The sequence below is a fragment of the Vibrio sp. TBV020 genome, from assembly GCF_046056895.1.
Lineage (GTDB): Bacteria > Pseudomonadota > Gammaproteobacteria > Enterobacterales > Vibrionaceae > Vibrio.
The window spans coordinates 779,594-797,358 of the sequence record NZ_JBEEAQ010000001.1; the positions used below are offsets into that span (position 1 = coordinate 779,594).

Sequence of the window (17,765 nt, forward strand, 5' to 3'; positions counted from 1 at the left end):
TACCTCTCTAATTGGCTATTTGACGATTGAGGATTTTAGTTTCAGGAGCCAAAGTGCGTAAGCTACGCTCCTTCGCAATTTGAATCTCCCAACTGTCTCTGTCGCGTAAGTACTTCGGCTTATCTGCTTTAATGCTGCTTGCCAGTACTTGGCCACGCGAGAGAGTGAATAAAACACTGCCAGAGATAGACTCAGCAGTGTGGGCGATGAACGCATAGCTTGAGCTTTGCAGCAGACTCCCCCATCGGCCTTCTACAGCTTCTTGGGTCCAAATGTCGTTATGCATCGCTTTTACTTTGAGAACATCTGTAGGTAATGTTGCTGTTTCAAGCAACTTGTATGCTTTCATGAGGATGTGTGCAGCGGGTGCTTCTCGCACCTCTAAGACTTTTTCATCCTCGTCTAGGTGGTCGAACCCTACATATCGACCAATTTCATACGCGCCAACGTGGTTGTTAATGAAAGCAATCAGTTCTTTAAGAGACATCGGCAGATCATTGATGGTGACTGGATACCCCTTACGAAATCCTATTTTGATTTGGTTTTTATCAAGCTGTTTACTGGTATCCCATTTCGACCAAGTAAACAGAGACTCAGACAAGACGAAAGACTCTGGGTCATCCAATACACCCGACTCAAATTCACGACACCAAAGGTTGGCATCACCACTTACATTGCGTGACTTAAAGCCGACTAAGCCTGAATGGAATAGCGCTGCTGATTTTTCTTCACGCGTTAATGCCGTGTATTCATATGGAGAGCCGTAGTAGCCCTTGTAACCACTGGCTTCAATAGCACCATTAAGTCTACGCAAGCTATTCTGAGATTGGTTTGCAGTGTGAATGATCGCCTCACAGCCGAGTTGCTGAGCAAGTTCAACGGCTTTTCTTACAATGATTGGGCGAGACAACGAAGAGCTAACAGGGTAATCCCCCATATAGAGTGCTTGAGATTGAATTGCGGACACCAAACTGTGCTCAACGAACTCTTGCTGAGCATCCACTATTTTCAGATCAACACTATAGTGATCAGCAATCAACTGTAGGCTCGATTGATCAATCCCTTCACCTAGATCTATTGCCACAGCGGTCACTTTTACTTGTGACTCTTTCAGTAGCTCTAATAAGTAGGTGCTATCTAAACCACCACTAAATAGTGTCAAAACGTGTTTTACAGACTTCGAGATAGTCTGAACATCTTCAATACTTCTTAGCTTCTTCACGTCATTTGTTCCCTGTTCTTGCCATTTATTGACTTAATTAGTATCCATAAGTAACTTAAACGAAACAATATAGTAAAAATGCAAAGGATTTTTGCACCATGGACACAAATAGGCTCATTCCACTGCTTTCTGAGATGGCGATCTTCGTCCATGTGGTCGAATCCGGGAGTTTTTCTCAGACCGCGAAAAAGCTCGGAGTCGCACCTTCCTCAGTAAGTCGCTCGATTACACGTTTGGAAAATGCATTAGAAGAGAAGCTACTGGAGCGCACGACTCGGCAAATGCGCCTGAGTACGACTGGGCAAGAAGTGTATAGTTTGTGCAGTGATATGATGAACTCCGCCAAAATGGCCGTATCGGCAGCGCAAGTCGATAAAAATATCGTATCAGGTTCACTGAGAGTCGCCGCGCCTAAAGCACTCTCTCGACAAGTATTGATGCCAATGATTTTGGACTTCATTGATGCCTACCCTGATGTTGCCCTGCAACTCAAAGTCGCCGACCACTATATCGATCCTATTGGAGATGAAGTCGATGTCATCATTCATATCACCGACAAGCCTACAGAAGGGTTAATTGCAAAAAGATTGGCAGATTGCCGTTTGATCATGTGTGCCAGTCCAGACTACTTAACCGAACATGGTACACCTATCCATCCGGAAGATATTGCGAAGCACAACTGTATCTGCCTTGGCGAAAATCCTAGAGATCGCGTATGGGACTTCACCAACAACCTGAAAAAGATCTCCATCAACGTTAGCGGTTCGTTCACCGTGAACCACAGTGAAATCCGACGAGAAGCGGTATTAAGAGGGGTAGGCATTTCAGTATTCCCTGAGTTTGCCATTCGCTCTTACATCGACTCTGGCGATGTCGTTGAGCTACTTAAAGATTGGCATGTCGGGGGGAACTACCAAGGGCGAGTTGTTGCTCAATACGCACAATCAAAATTTATTCCTGGTCAGATCAAAACCTTTGTTGAATATCTCGCTCACCGATTCAGTGACCTATAAAAACAAAAAAACTTATTCCATAAATACAGTCAGTTAGGTCAAAAACCTAGTGGTTACTAAAAGTATACTAATTGCTTTAGTTCTTCAGGTTACCATAATAAACCACATCAGCGGCGTGGCACTCTGCGCCTTTTTAGCAAAGCGATGTGAATTAAGGTAAAACCATGAGCAATGTACTAATCATCAATGCACACGAAGTCTCTCCGTACTCACCAGGCAAATTAAACGCGAGCCTAGTGGACAAAGCGCAAACGTTACTTGAGGGCAAAGGTCATCAAGTTCGCGTAGTCACAATGCAAGACGATATTGTCGTTGAAGAACAGCTGGCACACTTTGAATGGGCTGACCGCGTGATCATTCAGTCACCGGTGAACTGGATGAGTGTTCCTTGGTCGTTCAAAAAATACATGGACGATGTGTTCACTGCAGGTATGGGGGGCGCTTTATGTGCCTTTGATGGACGCAGCGCCGAAGAGCCAAAGAAAAACTACGGTACGGGTGGTACACAGACTGGGTCTAAATACATGCTTTCTCTGACCTTCAATGCACCAAAAGAGTCATTTAATGATGAAGGCGAGTATCTATTCCAAGGTAAGGGCGTTGATGACCTTATGTTCCATATGCACGCGAATTTCCGCTTCTTTGGTATGACAGCACTGCCTACTTTCGCTTGTTATGATGTGATGAAGAATGCAGATATCGACAATGACTTTAAACGCTTCGAAACTCACATCAATGAGAACTTCTAACTCACGTTTTAAGTAATGGTATAATTCCAAAACAAGCGATGTGCAATCATGAACCGCACATCGCTTTTGGCCGTTTTATCAGGAGAGCACAATGCAAAGCAAAGTTTCCGTCGACACCAAAGGTCGCAAGTCAGTTTCGAATATGTGTACTGAGCCCTGCGCGATTGAAAAAGGGATGCGTTTAATTGGTGGCAAATGGAAAGGCTCACTGATCTACCACTTGAAAGACGGCCCAGTTCGATTCAATGATTTGGCCCGTATGCTTGGCGGTGCAAGTAAGAAAATGATTGATCAACGATTAAAAGAACTTGAAGCTGAAGGTATGGTGCTTCGCAAGGTAATCAGTGATAGGCCAATCGCTGTGAGCTACGAGTTGACCGACTTTGGTAAGACAGCGCTGAAAATCCTCGACGATTTAAGAGAATGGTCTGAAACCCACGATATTCAACTGTCGAAATAACGAAACAAAAAAAGCAGGTCGCATTTCACGCCCTGCTTTTTTAATGTCTGATCGATTCTGTCCTTAGTAATCGGCTGTCCCGCGAATTGGATAGTTATTGTTTGGATCACGAATCCAAGACAGTCCACGTGTTAATGCACCGAGTTCAGGTCGAACAAATGGATTGTTAGAGATATCCACCACATGCAAATCCCCTTTCTCGTTCACAACGAACAGACCTGGCTCTGCAAAGTTATGATCCGTTTCTTGCTCTGAACGAGGCAAAGAGATGTATAGACCCAAGGTTTGCATCTGTTCCTCTGTCAGGCCGTAAGCAATTGGGAAACTAATGTCGAGCTTTTCGATATGCTCTTCCAACTGCGCTTTCGAGTCACCTGATACCGCTAGGATATCAACACCCGCATCAACAAAAGCCTGTTTGTAGCTTTCAATTTCATTTAGGTATTTGGTACAAAGCGGGCAGTGTTTTCCACGATAAACAAACACGGCTTGCCAAGTTGCTTCACCTTGAGGTTGACCTAAAGTAACACTCGTCCCGTCTAACTTGGTCGCAGTAAGGTGTGGGAACTGATCACCCGCTTTTAGTTTAACTGAAGTGCTCATTGTGACTCCTAATCTGTCTGTTCGTCATTTAGCTAACAAGATTAAAGTAGGCACTAAGTGTCAATTATTCAAGTAGTTACCTTTTGGTGACTTAAGAAAACAGCGGTTGATTAACCAAAGGCATCCCCCTGCTGTTTTAAAAACTCAATCAATACCTTCACTCTAAGTGGCATTAAAGCTTTGTCTTGATAGATAACATAAATAGGGACTTGATAATCGTGAACTGTAGGCAACAAACGGGTGAGTTCACCTCGCTCTAGCTGATCTTTAATCATAAAGCTCGGCATAATCGCAAAACCTAGATCGTTAAGTACAAACTCTCGCACCGATATGGACGTTCGAACCTGAACTTTCGGTGAGTGGGCAAGCTTAGTCACCGCGCCTTCATGATTGACCAAAGTAAGTTGCTTTTCCCCGTGTACAATATGGTGGCTAACCCAATCAAGCTTGAGGAGGTCTTCGACACATTTCACAGGCGGGTGCTTCGCCAAATATGTCGGCGTCGCACAAAGCATGTCAGTGAAATAGCCAAGCTTTATCGCGTATAAGCTGGAATCTTCCAAAGATGAAGAGGCTCTTAACGCAATGTCGCACCGAGACTCAATTAAATTACTATAGCTATCACTTTCTATGACATCGAGCTTAATCTCAGGATACAGACGCAAAAAGTCACTCAACACTGAGATTAGTGTTGTATTTGGCGTCGATATACGGATGGTTCCACTGGGGACAGGGTTAACATTCTGCGTATGTGTGTTGGCCTCTTGAGCAATTTCCGCAATTGCTTGGCACTTTTCCAAATAAGCTTCGCCAGCGTCCGTTAAAGAGAGCGATCGCGTCGTACGGTGCAAAAGACGGGTATTCAGAGTTTGCTCAAGTTTACTTACGATTTGAGAGACTCGTGCTCTTCCCAGATTTAGTTCCTCTGCTGCCAAGGTAAAAGAGCCTTTTTCAGCGACGGTAGCGAACACCATCATGTCATCGAGTGAAATCATGCCATCATTGTTTAATTAAATTAAACAATGAGTTTAGTTTAAGGCTAATTATCTATCAATGACCAAACGATATAGTTACTCCATCGAAACAAACATCATTAATTAAGCAGAAATCGTAAGTCATCGGTTTCGTTAAGGAGTCACACTATGTCAGATAAAAAACTACTCGTAACAGGCGCATCTGGTAAGCTTGGTCAAGAGGTTGTACGCTCACTCTTAGGTGAACTCAGCGTCCAGCCAACTCAACTCATCGTGACAACACGAGATGCCAACAAACTGGCAGAGTTTGCAAAGCTTGGCGTAGAAGTAAGAGAAGCTGACTTTTCAGATATCGCCTCACTAGAAGCCGCATTCAAAGGGGCAGAGAGTCTACTACTCATCAGTATTGATGCGTCGGGCCCGCGTACTCAAGCTCACCTCAATGCTGTCAAAGCAGCAGAAGCTTCAGGTGTGAACCACATTGTTTATACTTCAATGCCTGCAGCGGAGCAGTCACCGATTGTCTTTGCTCACGAACATGAAGCCACCGAAAAAGCCATTGAAAGCAGTAATATTCCAAATGCGACGATTCTGCGTAACAACTGGTACTTTGACAACCTTACGGAATACTTTGCAAGCATCTTGCAAACAGGCCATTGGCTAACATCCGCAGCAGAGGGAAAAACAGCTCAGATTTCTCGCAAAGACTTAGCTTTTGCAGCCGCTAATGCACTTGTTAAACCCGCTAAAGGTAGCATCACCTTATCGATGAACGGCTCAGGATCATTCACGAACACTGAAATGGCAAAGCGCATCGACCAAGCAGTTGGCACGTCAATTACGATGGTAAACCTTTCTGATGATGAATACCGCCAACAGCTAGAGAGCTTTGAGCTTCCAACTCCAATCGTTGACCTATGTGTAACTATGGATGCACACAACCGTGCGGGCCTATCTGACGGCAATAGCAATGATTTTGAAACACTCACTGGACGTAAGCCTATGACATTTGAAACTTGGTTATTAGAAAATCAAGCATCGCTTAAAGCATTAGCTACACCGCAGTAAATGAGTCTGAGTTGATTTACATGATATAAAAAAGCCCGCGAGTAATTCGCGGGCTTTCAACGCACATAGAGGTCAATTAACTCCACTTTAGAACTCGAACTTCATTACCCTCTTCAGGAGCTCTTGGGATATTTAACGAAAGCACTAAGCTAACCAAAGCCATGCCGGCACCAATATAGAACACTGCCGACGGTGACACGAGCCAGATTAAACCAAATGTCACAGGGATAAAGACAGCTGCAATGTGGTTGATAGTAAACGCGACTCCAGCTGTCGATGCCATATCGGCAGGGTCAGCAATTTTTTGGAAGTACGTCTTAATGGCCAATGCGAGAGCGAAGAATAGATGGTCAATAACGTAAAGTGCAGCAGCCCACTCTGCGGTTTCCACCAATGCATATCCAACAAAGACACAAATTAAACCAACATATTCAAACGTCAGTGCTTTACGCTCACCCACTTTACCAATGAAACGGCCAATACGTTTTGCAAATAAGAAGTTAAACAGATAGTTGATCAGGAATAACACGGTAATATCCGCGGCAGAGTAGCCAAAGCGTTCGACCATCAAAAAGCCTGCGAACACCGTAAAGATCTGACGTCGGGCACCACTCATAAAGGTCAATGCATAGTAAAGCCAGTAACGTTTTCTCAGTACTAATTTCTTATTTTGTTGAACCTTAGTTTCGAACTGAGGGAAAGCAAACGCCATCCATACTACCAATAAGAAACCAACGCCGCCAAAGGATAGGTAAACCCATTCAAAATCCATCTTTAGCACTTCTAAACAGAACCATAGCGCCCCATAGGTCAGTAATGAAGCCAATGCCCCGACAGAAATAAACTTACCTAACATTTCAGGCGCTTCGTCTTTCGACAGCCACTGTAAAGAGAGTGATTGCTTCAAGGTTTCGAAATAATGAAAACCCGTCGACATCAATAATGTGGTAAGCAACAAGCCCATAAGAGATGGGAAGAAACCTGTAATGGCAGTTCCTAATGTTAATGCCGATAAAGATAGCAACATGAAACGCTGTTCACGTATAAACAGCAAAACGAATACAGCAGTAAAAGCAAGAAAACCCGGTATCTCACGTACACTCTGGAGTAAACCTATATCCGAGCCATCAAAATTAGCCCGTTCAATAACAAAGTTATTCAATAATGCCATCCAACTTGAAAAAGCAATTGGCACAACGATGGAGATGAGCATTAGAAAGTTTTGTGGTGTTTTCCAGCTCGCAGAGTGGTTCATAGGTCAATCCTTATGTGAATAGCCTGTTACATTAGAACGACTTAGCCTAAGAAACAAACTTATTTACAATTTATACTTTAACTGTATCAAATTTGGGTTATCTCATACTAGTAACTAGGAAAAATACGTAAAATAAAAATATTAAAAACAATGCTTTAAATTAGTTTAAGTTATGGTTATGGTGTTTTTATGTTTAACCAGTCGAGAGGCATAAAAATGGAAATTATAGTACGTCCGACATTAGCGAGTGATGCAGAAGCATTATGTGAAATTTATTCACAACCTAAGGCGCAACGTGAGACGCTCCAGCTCCCTAAACCATCGATTGCGATGTGGACTCAACGACTGGAAAACATGCCTCAAGGTATTTATAGTTTCGTCGCGGAAATAGACGGAAAAGTGGTAGGGAACATTGGATTTGAGCATTCGCAGCGACCAAGAACTGCCCACTGCGCTAGCTTTGGAATCGGGGTTCATGACGCCTACCATGGGTTAGGTGTAGGCAGTAAGTTAATTGAAACCGTGTTAGATTTGGCCGACAACTGGCTACAAGTAAAGCGAGTTCAACTTGAGGTCAACACTGATAATGAAGGGGCTATCGCCTGCTATAAAAAGTTTGGTTTTGAAATTGAAGGGGAATCTAAGTTTGGCTCCTTCCGAGACGGTGAGTACATCAATACTTACTATATGGCGCGCATCAAACCTTAATTAGATCGCGAATTCTCAATCGCCATTCATAAAAATACTCTACTAACTAAGGCTTACTTTTCTGGGTAAGCCTTTAACATTTGCAACGCACGTGCAGTCAGCCCCTCAGTGTAAGTATTGATTTTCCAATGATTTGGACTCCAACCTTTCACAAAGCGCTGGAAATCAGCCCATGCAATCGCGAACAATGGACGCCAAGCAGCTTCGACATCAGCAGCAGATAGCTGAGGTTGGTATGTAGCGAGCCCCGTCTGTAGATGTTTAAAGTACTCATCAAGTACCCATTGTTCCATCATCTGACACTGCTCTGGCTTAACAGCACTGCTCATAAATAGCGCGACATCTTTCATTGCACACCCTCGACCAACGTATTGAAAATCTACGGCGGCGGCTTGAGTCCCATCTGGCGAAAAACAAAAGTTAGCGAGTTTAGCATCACCGTGAACAAGGGTTTGGAATGGAGCGGTTGCCAATACCTGAGCAATTTTTTCTGCCGCGGACTTGAGTGATTCGTCACTTAGCACAGCCAATTCATCGGGGCGAGTATCTAAATGCCAATATGTTCCCTCTTCCCACAGCCCTGCACCAGGGTCTCCAATATGCTGAGCGTGAAAATTGGCTAACCAATATAACGATGCACTCAAATGACTTCGCTGCGGGTCTACCACCACTTCAGAAAAACCTAAAGGGTGTAGATCTTCCATAACGATAAGCAGCTCTTGGCCGTGTTTATCTACCTTTATCGCCAGAGGCACTTTTGCTTTGCACTGATTCGCAGCTGATTTAAACCAATTCAATTCAACCTCATAAGAACGAAGCTTTCGCTGATGGGATAGATCGCTATTCCACCCTCTAGGGTGACTTTCTGGCTTGGGTAAACGAATGTGTTTCACAATGACACTACCGCTCTCGCAATGTAGACGGACAAGCTCCCCATAGCCGCCCCACAAGGTTTGCAAGACGTCTATACGCTGTAAGCTCGTCATTCCAAGAGAGCAAACCAATACGTGATAATCGTATTCTTTCATTATTCAGCTTTCAGGTGGGCCCATTGTTGTTGTCTATTCAGATAGTGAACTACATAACTACAAATTGGTTCTACTTTTGCGCCTCGTCTTTCAATTTCAGGTAGTACAGTTTCCATCATCACCTTGCCATACCCTTTACCTTGCAGTTCTTCAGGCACTTTTGTCGACGTAATCGCGTAGACATCTCCTTTGAGCTCGAATTTCACCACAGCGTACTGTTCATCCTCTAAATGAACCCGAAACTGTGAGTTTACTTCATCAATAATTAGCGTATGTGACACAATAGCTCCTAGAAATGATACTTAGATCATATAAATCAGCCACTTTGGTGTTTGAATAAACATCAAAGCACACATAAAATTTATAACGTCCGAACTATTTATATAAGAATTCGGAATGTACACGTCAACCTACCGCTAAAACAATAACATGGTGGGGATAATGGAGGCTAGATGAACACCCAAGCGGTAGCAACGAAGGCGCAGCCAACTCGCTCTTCTCACGACAGAAATGTGTCGACACTCAACAGCACAGACGCACTCGCTATGATAGAACATGGCGGTGAGCTGACTTTAGGGATCTCTACTCCTGTTGGTACAACTTTCCGTTGTAAGTCTTCTTTTATTGGCACGCATTCTAGTAATGTCATCCTCATCGAGTTACCAAAAATCTCTGAAGACGATCTTAGCTTCTTCTTTCAAGAAGGATTTTGGATAGCGATTCGAGCAATTTCTCCACGTGGTGAAGGGGCGATTGTTCACTTCAGAAGCCAGATTCAACACGTTTTAAAGTCTCCTGTTGCTATGGTCGCACTCTCTATCCCGCAAACAATGCAGGTTACGCAGCTGCGAAAAGAACCACGTTTTGATGTGAATTTAGCCGCGCGTGTTATTGCTGAAAGTCATAAACTTGATTGTGAAATTAGAGATTTGTCCAAAGGTGGCTGTCGTTTTGTTACCGCTCCTTTAAGCCGACCGTTCCAAGTAGGCGAAGAGATAGCGTTGCATGTACAGCTTGCCAATAATAAGGACATATACTTTGAGCCATTGTTTGGCAAAGTATGTAACTTACAGCGCTCGCTACACTATGCCCGTTACGGCATTGAATTTAACGACCATGGCAAGAACAACGCAAAAATACTTTTGGGTCATTTAAAGTTCAACGGTACCAAGCTAACCCTAAAGTAAAATCCAGATACAAAAACGCCCCGTTTGATACGGGGCGTTTTTATTTGTTTCGGCCTATCATCCAATAAACGAGATATATCCTTGTAGGATAATCAGGTTGACGATATCAATAAAGAAAGCTCCAACGATTGGAACGACCATAAACGCTTGTGGAGATGGGCCAAAGCGATTCACTAGTGACCCCATATTCATCACGGCTGTTGGTGTTGCTCCTAGGCCAAAACCACAATGTCCACCAGCGATTACCGCAGCGTCATAGTTCGATCCCATAACTTTAAACGTCACAAAATACGCAAAGATACCCAATACCACCGACTGCACAGCTAAGATCACTAGGAATGGAATCGCAAGGTCAAAGATGTTCCACAGCTTCAAGCTCATCAGCGCCATAGCTAAGAACAAGGAGAGTGAAACGGTACCAAGAATATCGACCGTTTCTGTATCCACTTTGTGGACCTTAGTCACCTCAATAACATTTGTGATAAACACGCCGATGAATAACGCATAAACGAAGTCAGGAATCATCAACCAGCTGATATTAAAACTGCTTACCCACTGCTCTAAGTACTTCGCACCGGTAACACAAATCAGAAGAATAAACAGGACTTCAACGACTTTCTTAGCCGTCACTTTATCTTCTTCATACTCGTTATAAGTCACCAATTCAGGAAAGCGTTCATGGGTTTTTGTTCCTGTACCGTACTCAGACTCAAAACCATTTTTGTTGATCAACTTTTGCGCCACAGGGCTGCCAATGATACCGCCAATGATCAAACCAAACGTTGCAGAGGCCATAGCGATTTCAAGCGTATTGGTTAGGCCGTAGGTTTCAGAGAAAGTCTGTGACCACGCAGCGCCCGTACCATGACCGCCAGACAGCGTAATCGAACCGGCAATAAGTCCCATTAAAGGATCAAGCCCAAGTGCGGTTGCCATTGAAACACCAACACCGTTTTGGATGATGATGTAGAAAGATGCTACAGCTAAAAAGACAAAGACTTTCGCTCCACCCTTCATTAACTGAGTATAGTTTGCAGCAAGCCCGACAGTGGCGAAAAACATCAACATGAAGACTTTTTGAAGCGGTAGTGAAAACTCTAAGTCTATGCCATTAAAATGCATTAACGTGATGATCACCGCGACAATAAGACCGCCCACAATCGGTTCTGGAATATTAAACTTCTTAAGAATAGGAAGCTTAGCGTTTACAAAGTGCCCCAAGAACAGAACACTGATTGCGATTAAGAAAGATTCTAGCGGTCCAACTGAAATTATCTGATTCATATAACCTCTTATTAGTTATTAACTCATCTTCCTTAACGAGTTCAAGGCGTAAACAGCCCCGATGAGCAATGCTCATAGATTCAATTTTTCTATTGAAATTTGTCCTTATACAAACAGCCTCAAGATGCTCGTTTCAACAGTTAACCCTATAAAACAAAGTTAGGGTTTCGAAAAGAAAGCGGACATTATTAATAATCTTGACCCTACTTGTCGAGTATAGACATAAAAATCCTATGTGCATTGAATGTAAATGTGCGCTCGTAGAGATAAACAAATGAAGATGGTTGACAGGAAAAGGAGCAAAAAAATAGCCAATCGCAAGATTGCAATTGGCTTATATATAGTGTGAACAAATTGTATTCACTAACAACGTCAGTTGGCTAGGTGACCCTCGGCTTAATAAGGGTCAGTTATAACCATGCACTTTGCGTGCCAACTTTAATTCGCCGATTTGTTTGTACCTGTCCGCACTTTTTTGCCATTTAACCCTCCTAAAATGCAATTTGAAAATTGCATTTTGCAAAGATTCGCAAAAACATATCAAACCTGATTCCTATAAACATATTTATCAAAAATGAATTTTCATACTTTTTTTACGTCAGAGTGGATATACTCACTGCACTTTAATTTACGCATCAATAAGAATGAACTACCTAACTACATTTCTAAAAGGCATGGCGATGGGCGCTGCCGACGTGGTACCTGGCGTGTCAGGTGGTACGATCGCATTCATCACTGGTATATACGACACTCTACTTGAGAGTATTCGACGCATTAATCCATCAGTCATCGGAATTTGGAAACGTGACGGATTTAAAGCAGCTTTCGAACATATCAACGGCTTATTTCTGATCTCTTTGTTTGGTGGCGTACTAACCAGTATCGCGACGCTGGCTAAACTCATATCTTGGTTATTAGTCACGCACCCTATCCCACTGTGGTCATTCTTCTTTGGCCTAATTTTGGTTTCTGTCTTCCATATGCTTAAGCAAATTGAGCAGAGAAGTCTAAGTCGGTTGGTGTTCCTGATATTAGGTATTGGCTTTGCCTACAGCATCACTGTACTTAATCCACTTCAATTAGAACCAACGAGCATCAATGTTCTGCTTGCTGGCGGAATTGCGATTTGTGCCATGATTCTTCCTGGCATTTCTGGCAGTTTCATTCTTCTGCTGATCGGGATGTATACGCCTGTCCTCGGCGCGGTGAAGTCTTTCGACATTGGCATCCTTGCCCTGTTTCTTTCTGGTTGTGTAATCGGATTGCTGAGTTTCTCTCATGTGCTTTCTTGGTTGCTGAAACGTTTTAGAGACCTCACTCTCGTCTTTTTAACAGGTCTAATGATCGGTACGCTACCAAAGATCTGGCCGTGGAAAGAAACAATTAATTGGAGAACAAACTCCAAGGGTGAGCAAGTGCCGTTGATTCAGCACAACCTAATGCCATCAGACTTTGAAGTACTGAACTCTCAACCAGCTCAACTTGGGATCGCTATTGTCATGATGCTTTGCGCGATTGCACTAGTGCTTGGATTAGAGAAATTCGCTGAAAATCGAGATGTTTAAAAAACTGTTCTGAGTTCAAGAAGCGGCTTTAATCAGCCGCTTTTTTGTGCTCATTGATTAACCTGAAATGAGAATCAATTGTAATAAATGGTAGGTTTTATTATTCTTGCGCGCTAAGGAAACTAAACAAGCATAAGAAAATGAGCGATAGTTCGTTCTTTGAACACTTATTCGAGCACTCTAAACAAGTCACTCCATACCTCAGCGGTTCAATTGCTCAATTACCGAGTGACAGTGGTGAGCATGCGATTATTCATATCGATCGCTCTAGTTCTGATCACATCCATACCCTCTATGAACAACTAAAGTCTCAGCACCCTGAGGCAGGCTCTGCTTACTGGCTGACAAGAACTTGGACACTGCTTTGCTGGCAACCTATTTATGTTGCATTCATTGCTATCTATGCATGTCGTGGGCTACCTAACCTTGCTTCTATGGCGCAATCAATCAAGCTAGGCTTTGTCAGTGGCTATCAATTCGAATCACAAGCTTTCGTAGAAGGAAGTGAGCAAGAACTTATAGACCAAGCAGGAAAACAACTTAATACACTTTTTGACTACTTCAGAGAAGAGATGAGCCAATGGACCAGAATACGCCCCGGCTTCACCAAGCATCTGTTTGCAGATGGCATACTTGGCTCTCTGGTAAAGCTAAACCAATACGCTCCTAACTTACCAAAAGAGTACCTCCTGGATCAGGCTCGCAGTTGGTTGCAAGCTTGTGATTTACCAGAAAAGTTCATAAAGACACTGACCTATGATGAAACAACTAAGCAACTCACGCTTATCAGGACCAGTTGTTGTTTAGTCTACAAGTGCGACGGCAGAAAGCTGTGTAGCGATTGCCCTCGCCATCCAGATAACAAAGACTAGTCAAATGCGCATGTGATTATGACAAGTATTATCATTTGCATTTCATTGTGATAGGATTGCTCGCCAATCATCCATACTCAGCTTTGAGCTTTTGTCATGTTCCAACTTGTCGATGCGTCGTTCGAAATCGACGGTAAAAATATCCTTTCTCCAACTAATTTGAGTTTTTCTCCTGGAAAAGTCACTACCTTGCTCGGGCATAACGGTTGCGGTAAATCAACGTTAATCAAACTGTTAAGTCGTCAGAATGCTCCGTCTCAAGGAGAAGTTTTGTTTGAGAAGAAACCAGTATCCTCATATACCAACCTAGAGTTCGCTCATCAAGTCGCGTATTTGCCCCAACATCCACCCATTACCGACGGAGTAACAGTTCGTGAGTTAGTGTGCTTTGGGCGCTACCCGTGGAAAGGAGCATTTGGCCGATATAGCCAGCAAGATTATGCCATTGTCGATGAAGCCATCAGCAAAGTGGGACTTACTAACTTCGCTGACAGGTTTGTCGCAACTCTCTCTGGAGGAGAGCGGCAAAGAGCTTGGGTAGCAATGCTACTTGCCCAACAAAGTCGATGCATACTGCTTGATGAACCCACATCTGCGTTAGATGTCGCTCATCAGCATGAATTGCTCGCCCTAATTCGAGAGCTGAATCAATCGATGGGCCTAACCGTCATTATGGTCTTACACGATGTCAATATGGCCGCAAAATTCAGTGATGAACTGATTGCTCTCCATTCAGGTAAAGTCATTGCGAGTGGCACCCCAGCCAACCTAATGACACCAGAGACACTGATGAAAATATACGGGATGGAGTTGGCGCTGTTCCCACACCCAAAGACTGGTCAACCCATCAGCTACATCCCTTAACTAACAAGGAATTCGTTGTGAAAAAGTTTCTACTTATGTTGTCAGCGACGCTGGCATTCAATACCTACGCACTCGATATTACCCACGAAATGGGCGTCACTACTTTTGACTCTACGCCTAAAAAGGTTGTGGCACTTGATTGGGCTTTGACTGAAACAGTATTAAGTTTAGGCGTTGATCTCCAAGGTATTGCTGATACAAAAGGGTATCAACAATGGGTTGTCGAACCTGAGCTTAATGGTACAGAGGCAGACGTAGGTTCTCGCAGAGAGCCCAATCTTGAACTGCTCACAGAGCTAAAACCTGACGTAATCTTAATTAGCAAACACATGGCACCGGCTTACGAACAACTGAACCGAATCGCTCCTGTCCTCGTTTACAGCATGTACAGTGAAAAGAAACAGCCATTGAACACCGCGAAATCTATTACCACTTCGCTAGGGAAGTTGTTTGATAGAGAACAGAAAGCACAACAGGTGATCGCTCAAACGGACGAAAAACTCGCTATCAATGGCGACAAAATTCGTCAATCTGGTAAAGCAGATAAACCATTGCTTTTCGCCCGTTTTATTAATGACAAAACACTTCGCATTCACAGCCAAGGTTCGTTAGCTCAATCAACCATCAGTGCAATGGGCCTACAAAATGATTGGCAAGAAGAAACCAACTTGTGGGGATTCACTACCACGGGTACAGAGAAACTGGCGGAGCATCAAAAAGCGAGTGTGATGATTTTCGGACCTTTGACCCAAAATGAACGTAACAAGTTAACCCAATCTCCGCTGTGGCAAGCGATGGAGTTTACTCGTACCGACTCTGTTTATGAACTTCCCGCGATTTGGACCTTTGGTGGATTAATCGCAGCACAACGCTTTAGTGACCATATCACCGAGCAGCTTACTGATAAGCAATGAACACATTAAAAATCGATAACTCTTCAAATCAGAGAATCAATATTAAAGCGGCAGCCTTAATCGGCGCCGCTTTAGCTACTGTCATCCTATTACTTGAGCTCACAGCGCCTTATACGCAAGGCATTGGATTGATTTGGAACACACTGTTTCATTATGACTCCGCGAATTACCAACACCTTATTACTCATCTAACCTACCTGCCGCGATTGGCCGTTGCCACGCTTTGTGGATTCGCGCTTGCAGTTGCAGGTTGTGTCATGCAATTTGTTTTGCGTAATCCCATAGCTTCGCCAACGACGCTCGGTGTCGCGGCTGGTGCCGAACTTGGCATGGTACTCGGAATCTTACTCATCCCCGCGAACCTAATGATCCCGAGCTTTGTTCCCGCTTTTCTCGGCGGGTGCTTAGCTACTGGACTGGTGTTTATTTTAAGTTCAGCCAGAGGGTTTTCACCGCTACATATGGTGTTAGCAGGTATGGTCGTGAGCCTATTTTTAGGTTCATTAAACACCATGTTGCTCATGCTTCATGAACAACAGCTAACCAGCATATTTGTTTGGGGGGCAGGCGCACTTAACCAAAACGATTGGACAAGCACACAGATGCTAATCCCATTGATCGCCGCTCCAACCGCACTACTGCTAATGCTTCAACGTCCATTATCAGCTCTGCAATTTGGAGACAATGTTGCAAGTTCACTAGGCGTGAATATCAAGCAAATTAAGCTGCTTTGTTTATCATTAGCCATCTTCATCACCGCTGCCGTAGTTAGTGAAGTCGGGCTGATTGGATTTGTTGGTATTGTTGCACCAGCTATCGCTCGCATGTTTGGTGCTCGTACACTAGCAAAACAAATCATACTAAGCGGAGTTATTGGTAGCCTTATTCTTCTAATCGTTGATTTACTGATTCAGCCATTTTCTGGCGTTGGCGGAGAGCTACTACCCACTGGTGCAATGACGGCTCTCATCGGTGCGCCGTTTCTTCTATGGCTGCTCCAACGAACCAAATTACAGTCTGATTTAAAAGCACGTTCTGAGCATGTTGAACATTACCGCCAGATAAATACTCGACACATCCTCGCAATCATGTGCATCGTTTTGATGGTGGTTACCCTATTGGCTCTGGCTGTAGGCAAAACTCAGCAAGGTTGGGCTATTAGCCTTAGCGCTTCTATGTTTGAACTACGTTCCCCTAGAGTTTTGGTCGCTCTGCTAGCCGGAATTGGCCTCGCATTCGCTGGCACTATCATTCAACGTATTTCAAACAACCCTATGGCAAGTCCCGAGGTATTAGGGATCAGTTCTGGTGCTGCGTTAGCACTGGTCTTAGGCACAGTGATGGGCATTGCGGTAGACAGAGATCAGCAAATGCTACTAGGAACCCTAGGAGCCGTCTCGGTCACAGGTTTTGTCTGGTTGATGGGGAAAAAACACAACTTTGCACCGACTCAAACATTGTTAACAGGCATTGCTCTTAGCGCTGGCCTTGATGCTTTACTCCGAATTGCAATGAGCTCAGGTCACGATAATGCAACATCCTTACTCACTTGGTTGTCCGGTTCAACCTATCTGGTTGCCAGTAACGACGTCCTTCTTCTCGCCGTTGGTGTTGCAATAATCGGCGCGATTTCACTTTCACTCCATCGTTGGATTGAGCTTATCGGCTTGGGAGAAGTAACAGCCAACAGTATCGGCATGAACTCCACCCTCGTTAGGTTGGTTCTGCTTCTGTTGGTCGCAGCGTTAACCACCTTATGCACCATCGTAATTGGACCATTGAGTTTTATCGGACTACTTGCTCCCCATATGGCTCGATCTCTTCATCAATACCGAGCCATGCCTCAAATGCTAACGGGGGCAGTATTGGGGGCAATAATCATGGTTATTGCAGACTGGATAGGACGAACGCTTTGGTTCCCATGGCAATTCCCTGCGGGTTTATTAGCTTCGTTAATTGGTGGCGGATACTTCCTGTATTTAATGAGGCGCTAACCTAA

18 protein-coding genes are annotated in these 17,765 nt (G+C 43.9%); 11 read left to right on the top strand and 7 right to left on the bottom strand.

Translation table 11 applies throughout. The features are described 5' to 3' along the window. Positions 1 to 7: 7 nt before the first annotated feature. Complete coding sequence (locus tag AAFX28_RS03305) at positions 8 to 1,222, bottom strand: argininosuccinate synthase-related protein (protein ID WP_408685601.1); 1,215 nt, start codon at positions 1,220 to 1,222, stop codon at positions 8 to 10. 98 nt (positions 1,223 to 1,320) lie between these two features. Between AAFX28_RS03305 and AAFX28_RS03310 the strand changes: the two genes are divergently transcribed. The 3 genes from AAFX28_RS03310 (at position 1,321) to AAFX28_RS03320 (ending at position 3,444) form a co-directional block, all read left to right on the top strand. Then, positions 1,321 to 2,235 carry a LysR family transcriptional regulator gene (locus AAFX28_RS03310; RefSeq protein WP_408685603.1) on the top strand — a complete coding sequence of 305 codons (915 nt, stop codon included), beginning with the start codon at positions 1,321 to 1,323 and terminating at the stop codon, positions 2,233 to 2,235. Positions 2,236 to 2,399: 164 nt separating this feature from the next. Beyond that, complete coding sequence (locus AAFX28_RS03315) at positions 2,400 to 2,984, top strand: NAD(P)H-dependent oxidoreductase (RefSeq protein WP_408685605.1); 585 nt, start codon at positions 2,400 to 2,402, stop codon at positions 2,982 to 2,984. A 91-nt stretch (positions 2,985 to 3,075) separates the two neighbouring features. Further along, positions 3,076 to 3,444 carry a winged helix-turn-helix transcriptional regulator gene (locus AAFX28_RS03320; RefSeq protein ID WP_408685607.1) on the top strand — a complete coding sequence of 123 codons (369 nt, stop codon included), beginning with the start codon at positions 3,076 to 3,078 and terminating at the stop codon, positions 3,442 to 3,444. A 63-nt stretch (positions 3,445 to 3,507) separates the two neighbouring features. Here the strand turns inward: AAFX28_RS03320 and AAFX28_RS03325 are convergent, their stop codons facing one another. Beyond that, on the bottom strand, positions 3,508 to 4,047 hold the full coding sequence (locus AAFX28_RS03325; protein ID WP_408685609.1) for a peroxiredoxin family protein: 540 nt from the start codon (positions 4,045 to 4,047) through the stop codon (positions 3,508 to 3,510). 110 nt (positions 4,048 to 4,157) lie between these two features. Further along, positions 4,158 to 5,042 carry a LysR family transcriptional regulator gene (locus AAFX28_RS03330; RefSeq protein WP_408685611.1) on the bottom strand — a complete coding sequence of 295 codons (885 nt, stop codon included), beginning with the start codon at positions 5,040 to 5,042 and terminating at the stop codon, positions 4,158 to 4,160. Between the two features lie 147 nt (positions 5,043 to 5,189). Here AAFX28_RS03330 and AAFX28_RS03335 point away from each other — a divergent pair, with 147 nt between their 5' ends. Then, a complete protein-coding gene (locus AAFX28_RS03335; protein ID WP_408685613.1) occupies positions 5,190 to 6,089 on the top strand; it encodes an SDR family oxidoreductase in 900 nt (299 codons plus the stop codon). A gap of 76 nt (positions 6,090 to 6,165) precedes the next feature. Here AAFX28_RS03335 and AAFX28_RS03340 read toward each other — a convergent pair whose 3' ends face one another. Next, a complete protein-coding gene (locus AAFX28_RS03340; protein WP_408685615.1) occupies positions 6,166 to 7,344 on the bottom strand; it encodes an MFS transporter in 1,179 nt (392 codons plus the stop codon). Between the two features lie 216 nt (positions 7,345 to 7,560). Between AAFX28_RS03340 and AAFX28_RS03345 the strand changes: the two genes are divergently transcribed. Continuing rightward, complete coding sequence (locus AAFX28_RS03345) at positions 7,561 to 8,052, top strand: GNAT family N-acetyltransferase (protein ID WP_408685617.1); 492 nt, start codon at positions 7,561 to 7,563, stop codon at positions 8,050 to 8,052. Between the two features lie 53 nt (positions 8,053 to 8,105). Here the strand turns inward: AAFX28_RS03345 and AAFX28_RS03350 are convergent, their stop codons facing one another. Together AAFX28_RS03350 and AAFX28_RS03355 are read right to left on the bottom strand one after the other, a co-directional pair. Beyond that, on the bottom strand, positions 8,106 to 9,080 hold the full coding sequence (locus AAFX28_RS03350; protein WP_408685619.1) for an aminoglycoside phosphotransferase family protein: 975 nt from the start codon (positions 9,078 to 9,080) through the stop codon (positions 8,106 to 8,108). Continuing rightward, a complete protein-coding gene (locus AAFX28_RS03355; protein ID WP_408685621.1) occupies positions 9,080 to 9,361 on the bottom strand; it encodes a GNAT family N-acetyltransferase in 282 nt (93 codons plus the stop codon). Before AAFX28_RS03355 ends, AAFX28_RS03350 begins: the two co-directional genes overlap by 1 nt. A 171-nt stretch (positions 9,362 to 9,532) precedes the next feature. Here AAFX28_RS03355 and AAFX28_RS03360 point away from each other — a divergent pair, with 171 nt between their 5' ends. Further along, complete coding sequence (locus AAFX28_RS03360) at positions 9,533 to 10,267, top strand: flagellar brake protein (protein ID WP_408685623.1); 735 nt, start codon at positions 9,533 to 9,535, stop codon at positions 10,265 to 10,267. 57 nt (positions 10,268 to 10,324) lie between these two features. On the opposite strand, the gene gltS is transcribed toward AAFX28_RS03360, so the two are convergent. Next, on the bottom strand, positions 10,325 to 11,551 hold the full coding sequence (gene gltS, locus AAFX28_RS03365; RefSeq protein WP_408685625.1) for a sodium/glutamate symporter: 1,227 nt from the start codon (positions 11,549 to 11,551) through the stop codon (positions 10,325 to 10,327). Positions 11,552 to 12,195: 644 nt separating this feature from the next. On the opposite strand from gltS, the gene AAFX28_RS03370 reads away from it, so the two are divergent. The 5 genes from AAFX28_RS03370 to fhuB all read left to right on the top strand — a co-directional run bounded on the left by AAFX28_RS03370 (position 12,196) and on the right by fhuB (position 17,760). Continuing rightward, a complete protein-coding gene (locus AAFX28_RS03370; protein WP_408685627.1) occupies positions 12,196 to 13,116 on the top strand; it encodes a DUF368 domain-containing protein in 921 nt (306 codons plus the stop codon). 140 nt (positions 13,117 to 13,256) lie between these two features. Next, positions 13,257 to 13,988, top strand: coding sequence for a siderophore ferric iron reductase (locus AAFX28_RS03375; RefSeq protein WP_408685629.1), 732 nt, complete (start codon positions 13,257 to 13,259; stop codon positions 13,986 to 13,988). Between the two features lie 96 nt (positions 13,989 to 14,084). Beyond that, positions 14,085 to 14,852: an ABC transporter ATP-binding protein gene (locus tag AAFX28_RS03380; RefSeq protein WP_408685631.1), complete on the top strand. Its 768-nt coding sequence runs from the start codon at positions 14,085 to 14,087 to the stop codon at positions 14,850 to 14,852. A 17-nt stretch (positions 14,853 to 14,869) separates the two neighbouring features. Continuing rightward, on the top strand, positions 14,870 to 15,766 hold the full coding sequence (locus tag AAFX28_RS03385) for an iron-siderophore ABC transporter substrate-binding protein (RefSeq protein WP_408685632.1): 897 nt from the start codon (positions 14,870 to 14,872) through the stop codon (positions 15,764 to 15,766). After that, positions 15,763 to 17,760 (top strand): Fe(3+)-hydroxamate ABC transporter permease FhuB, encoded by a 1,998-nt coding sequence (gene fhuB, locus AAFX28_RS03390; RefSeq protein WP_408685633.1) that lies wholly within the window; start codon positions 15,763 to 15,765, stop codon positions 17,758 to 17,760. The genes AAFX28_RS03385 and fhuB overlap by 4 nt, the downstream gene beginning before the upstream one ends. Positions 17,761 to 17,765 lie beyond the last annotated feature (5 nt).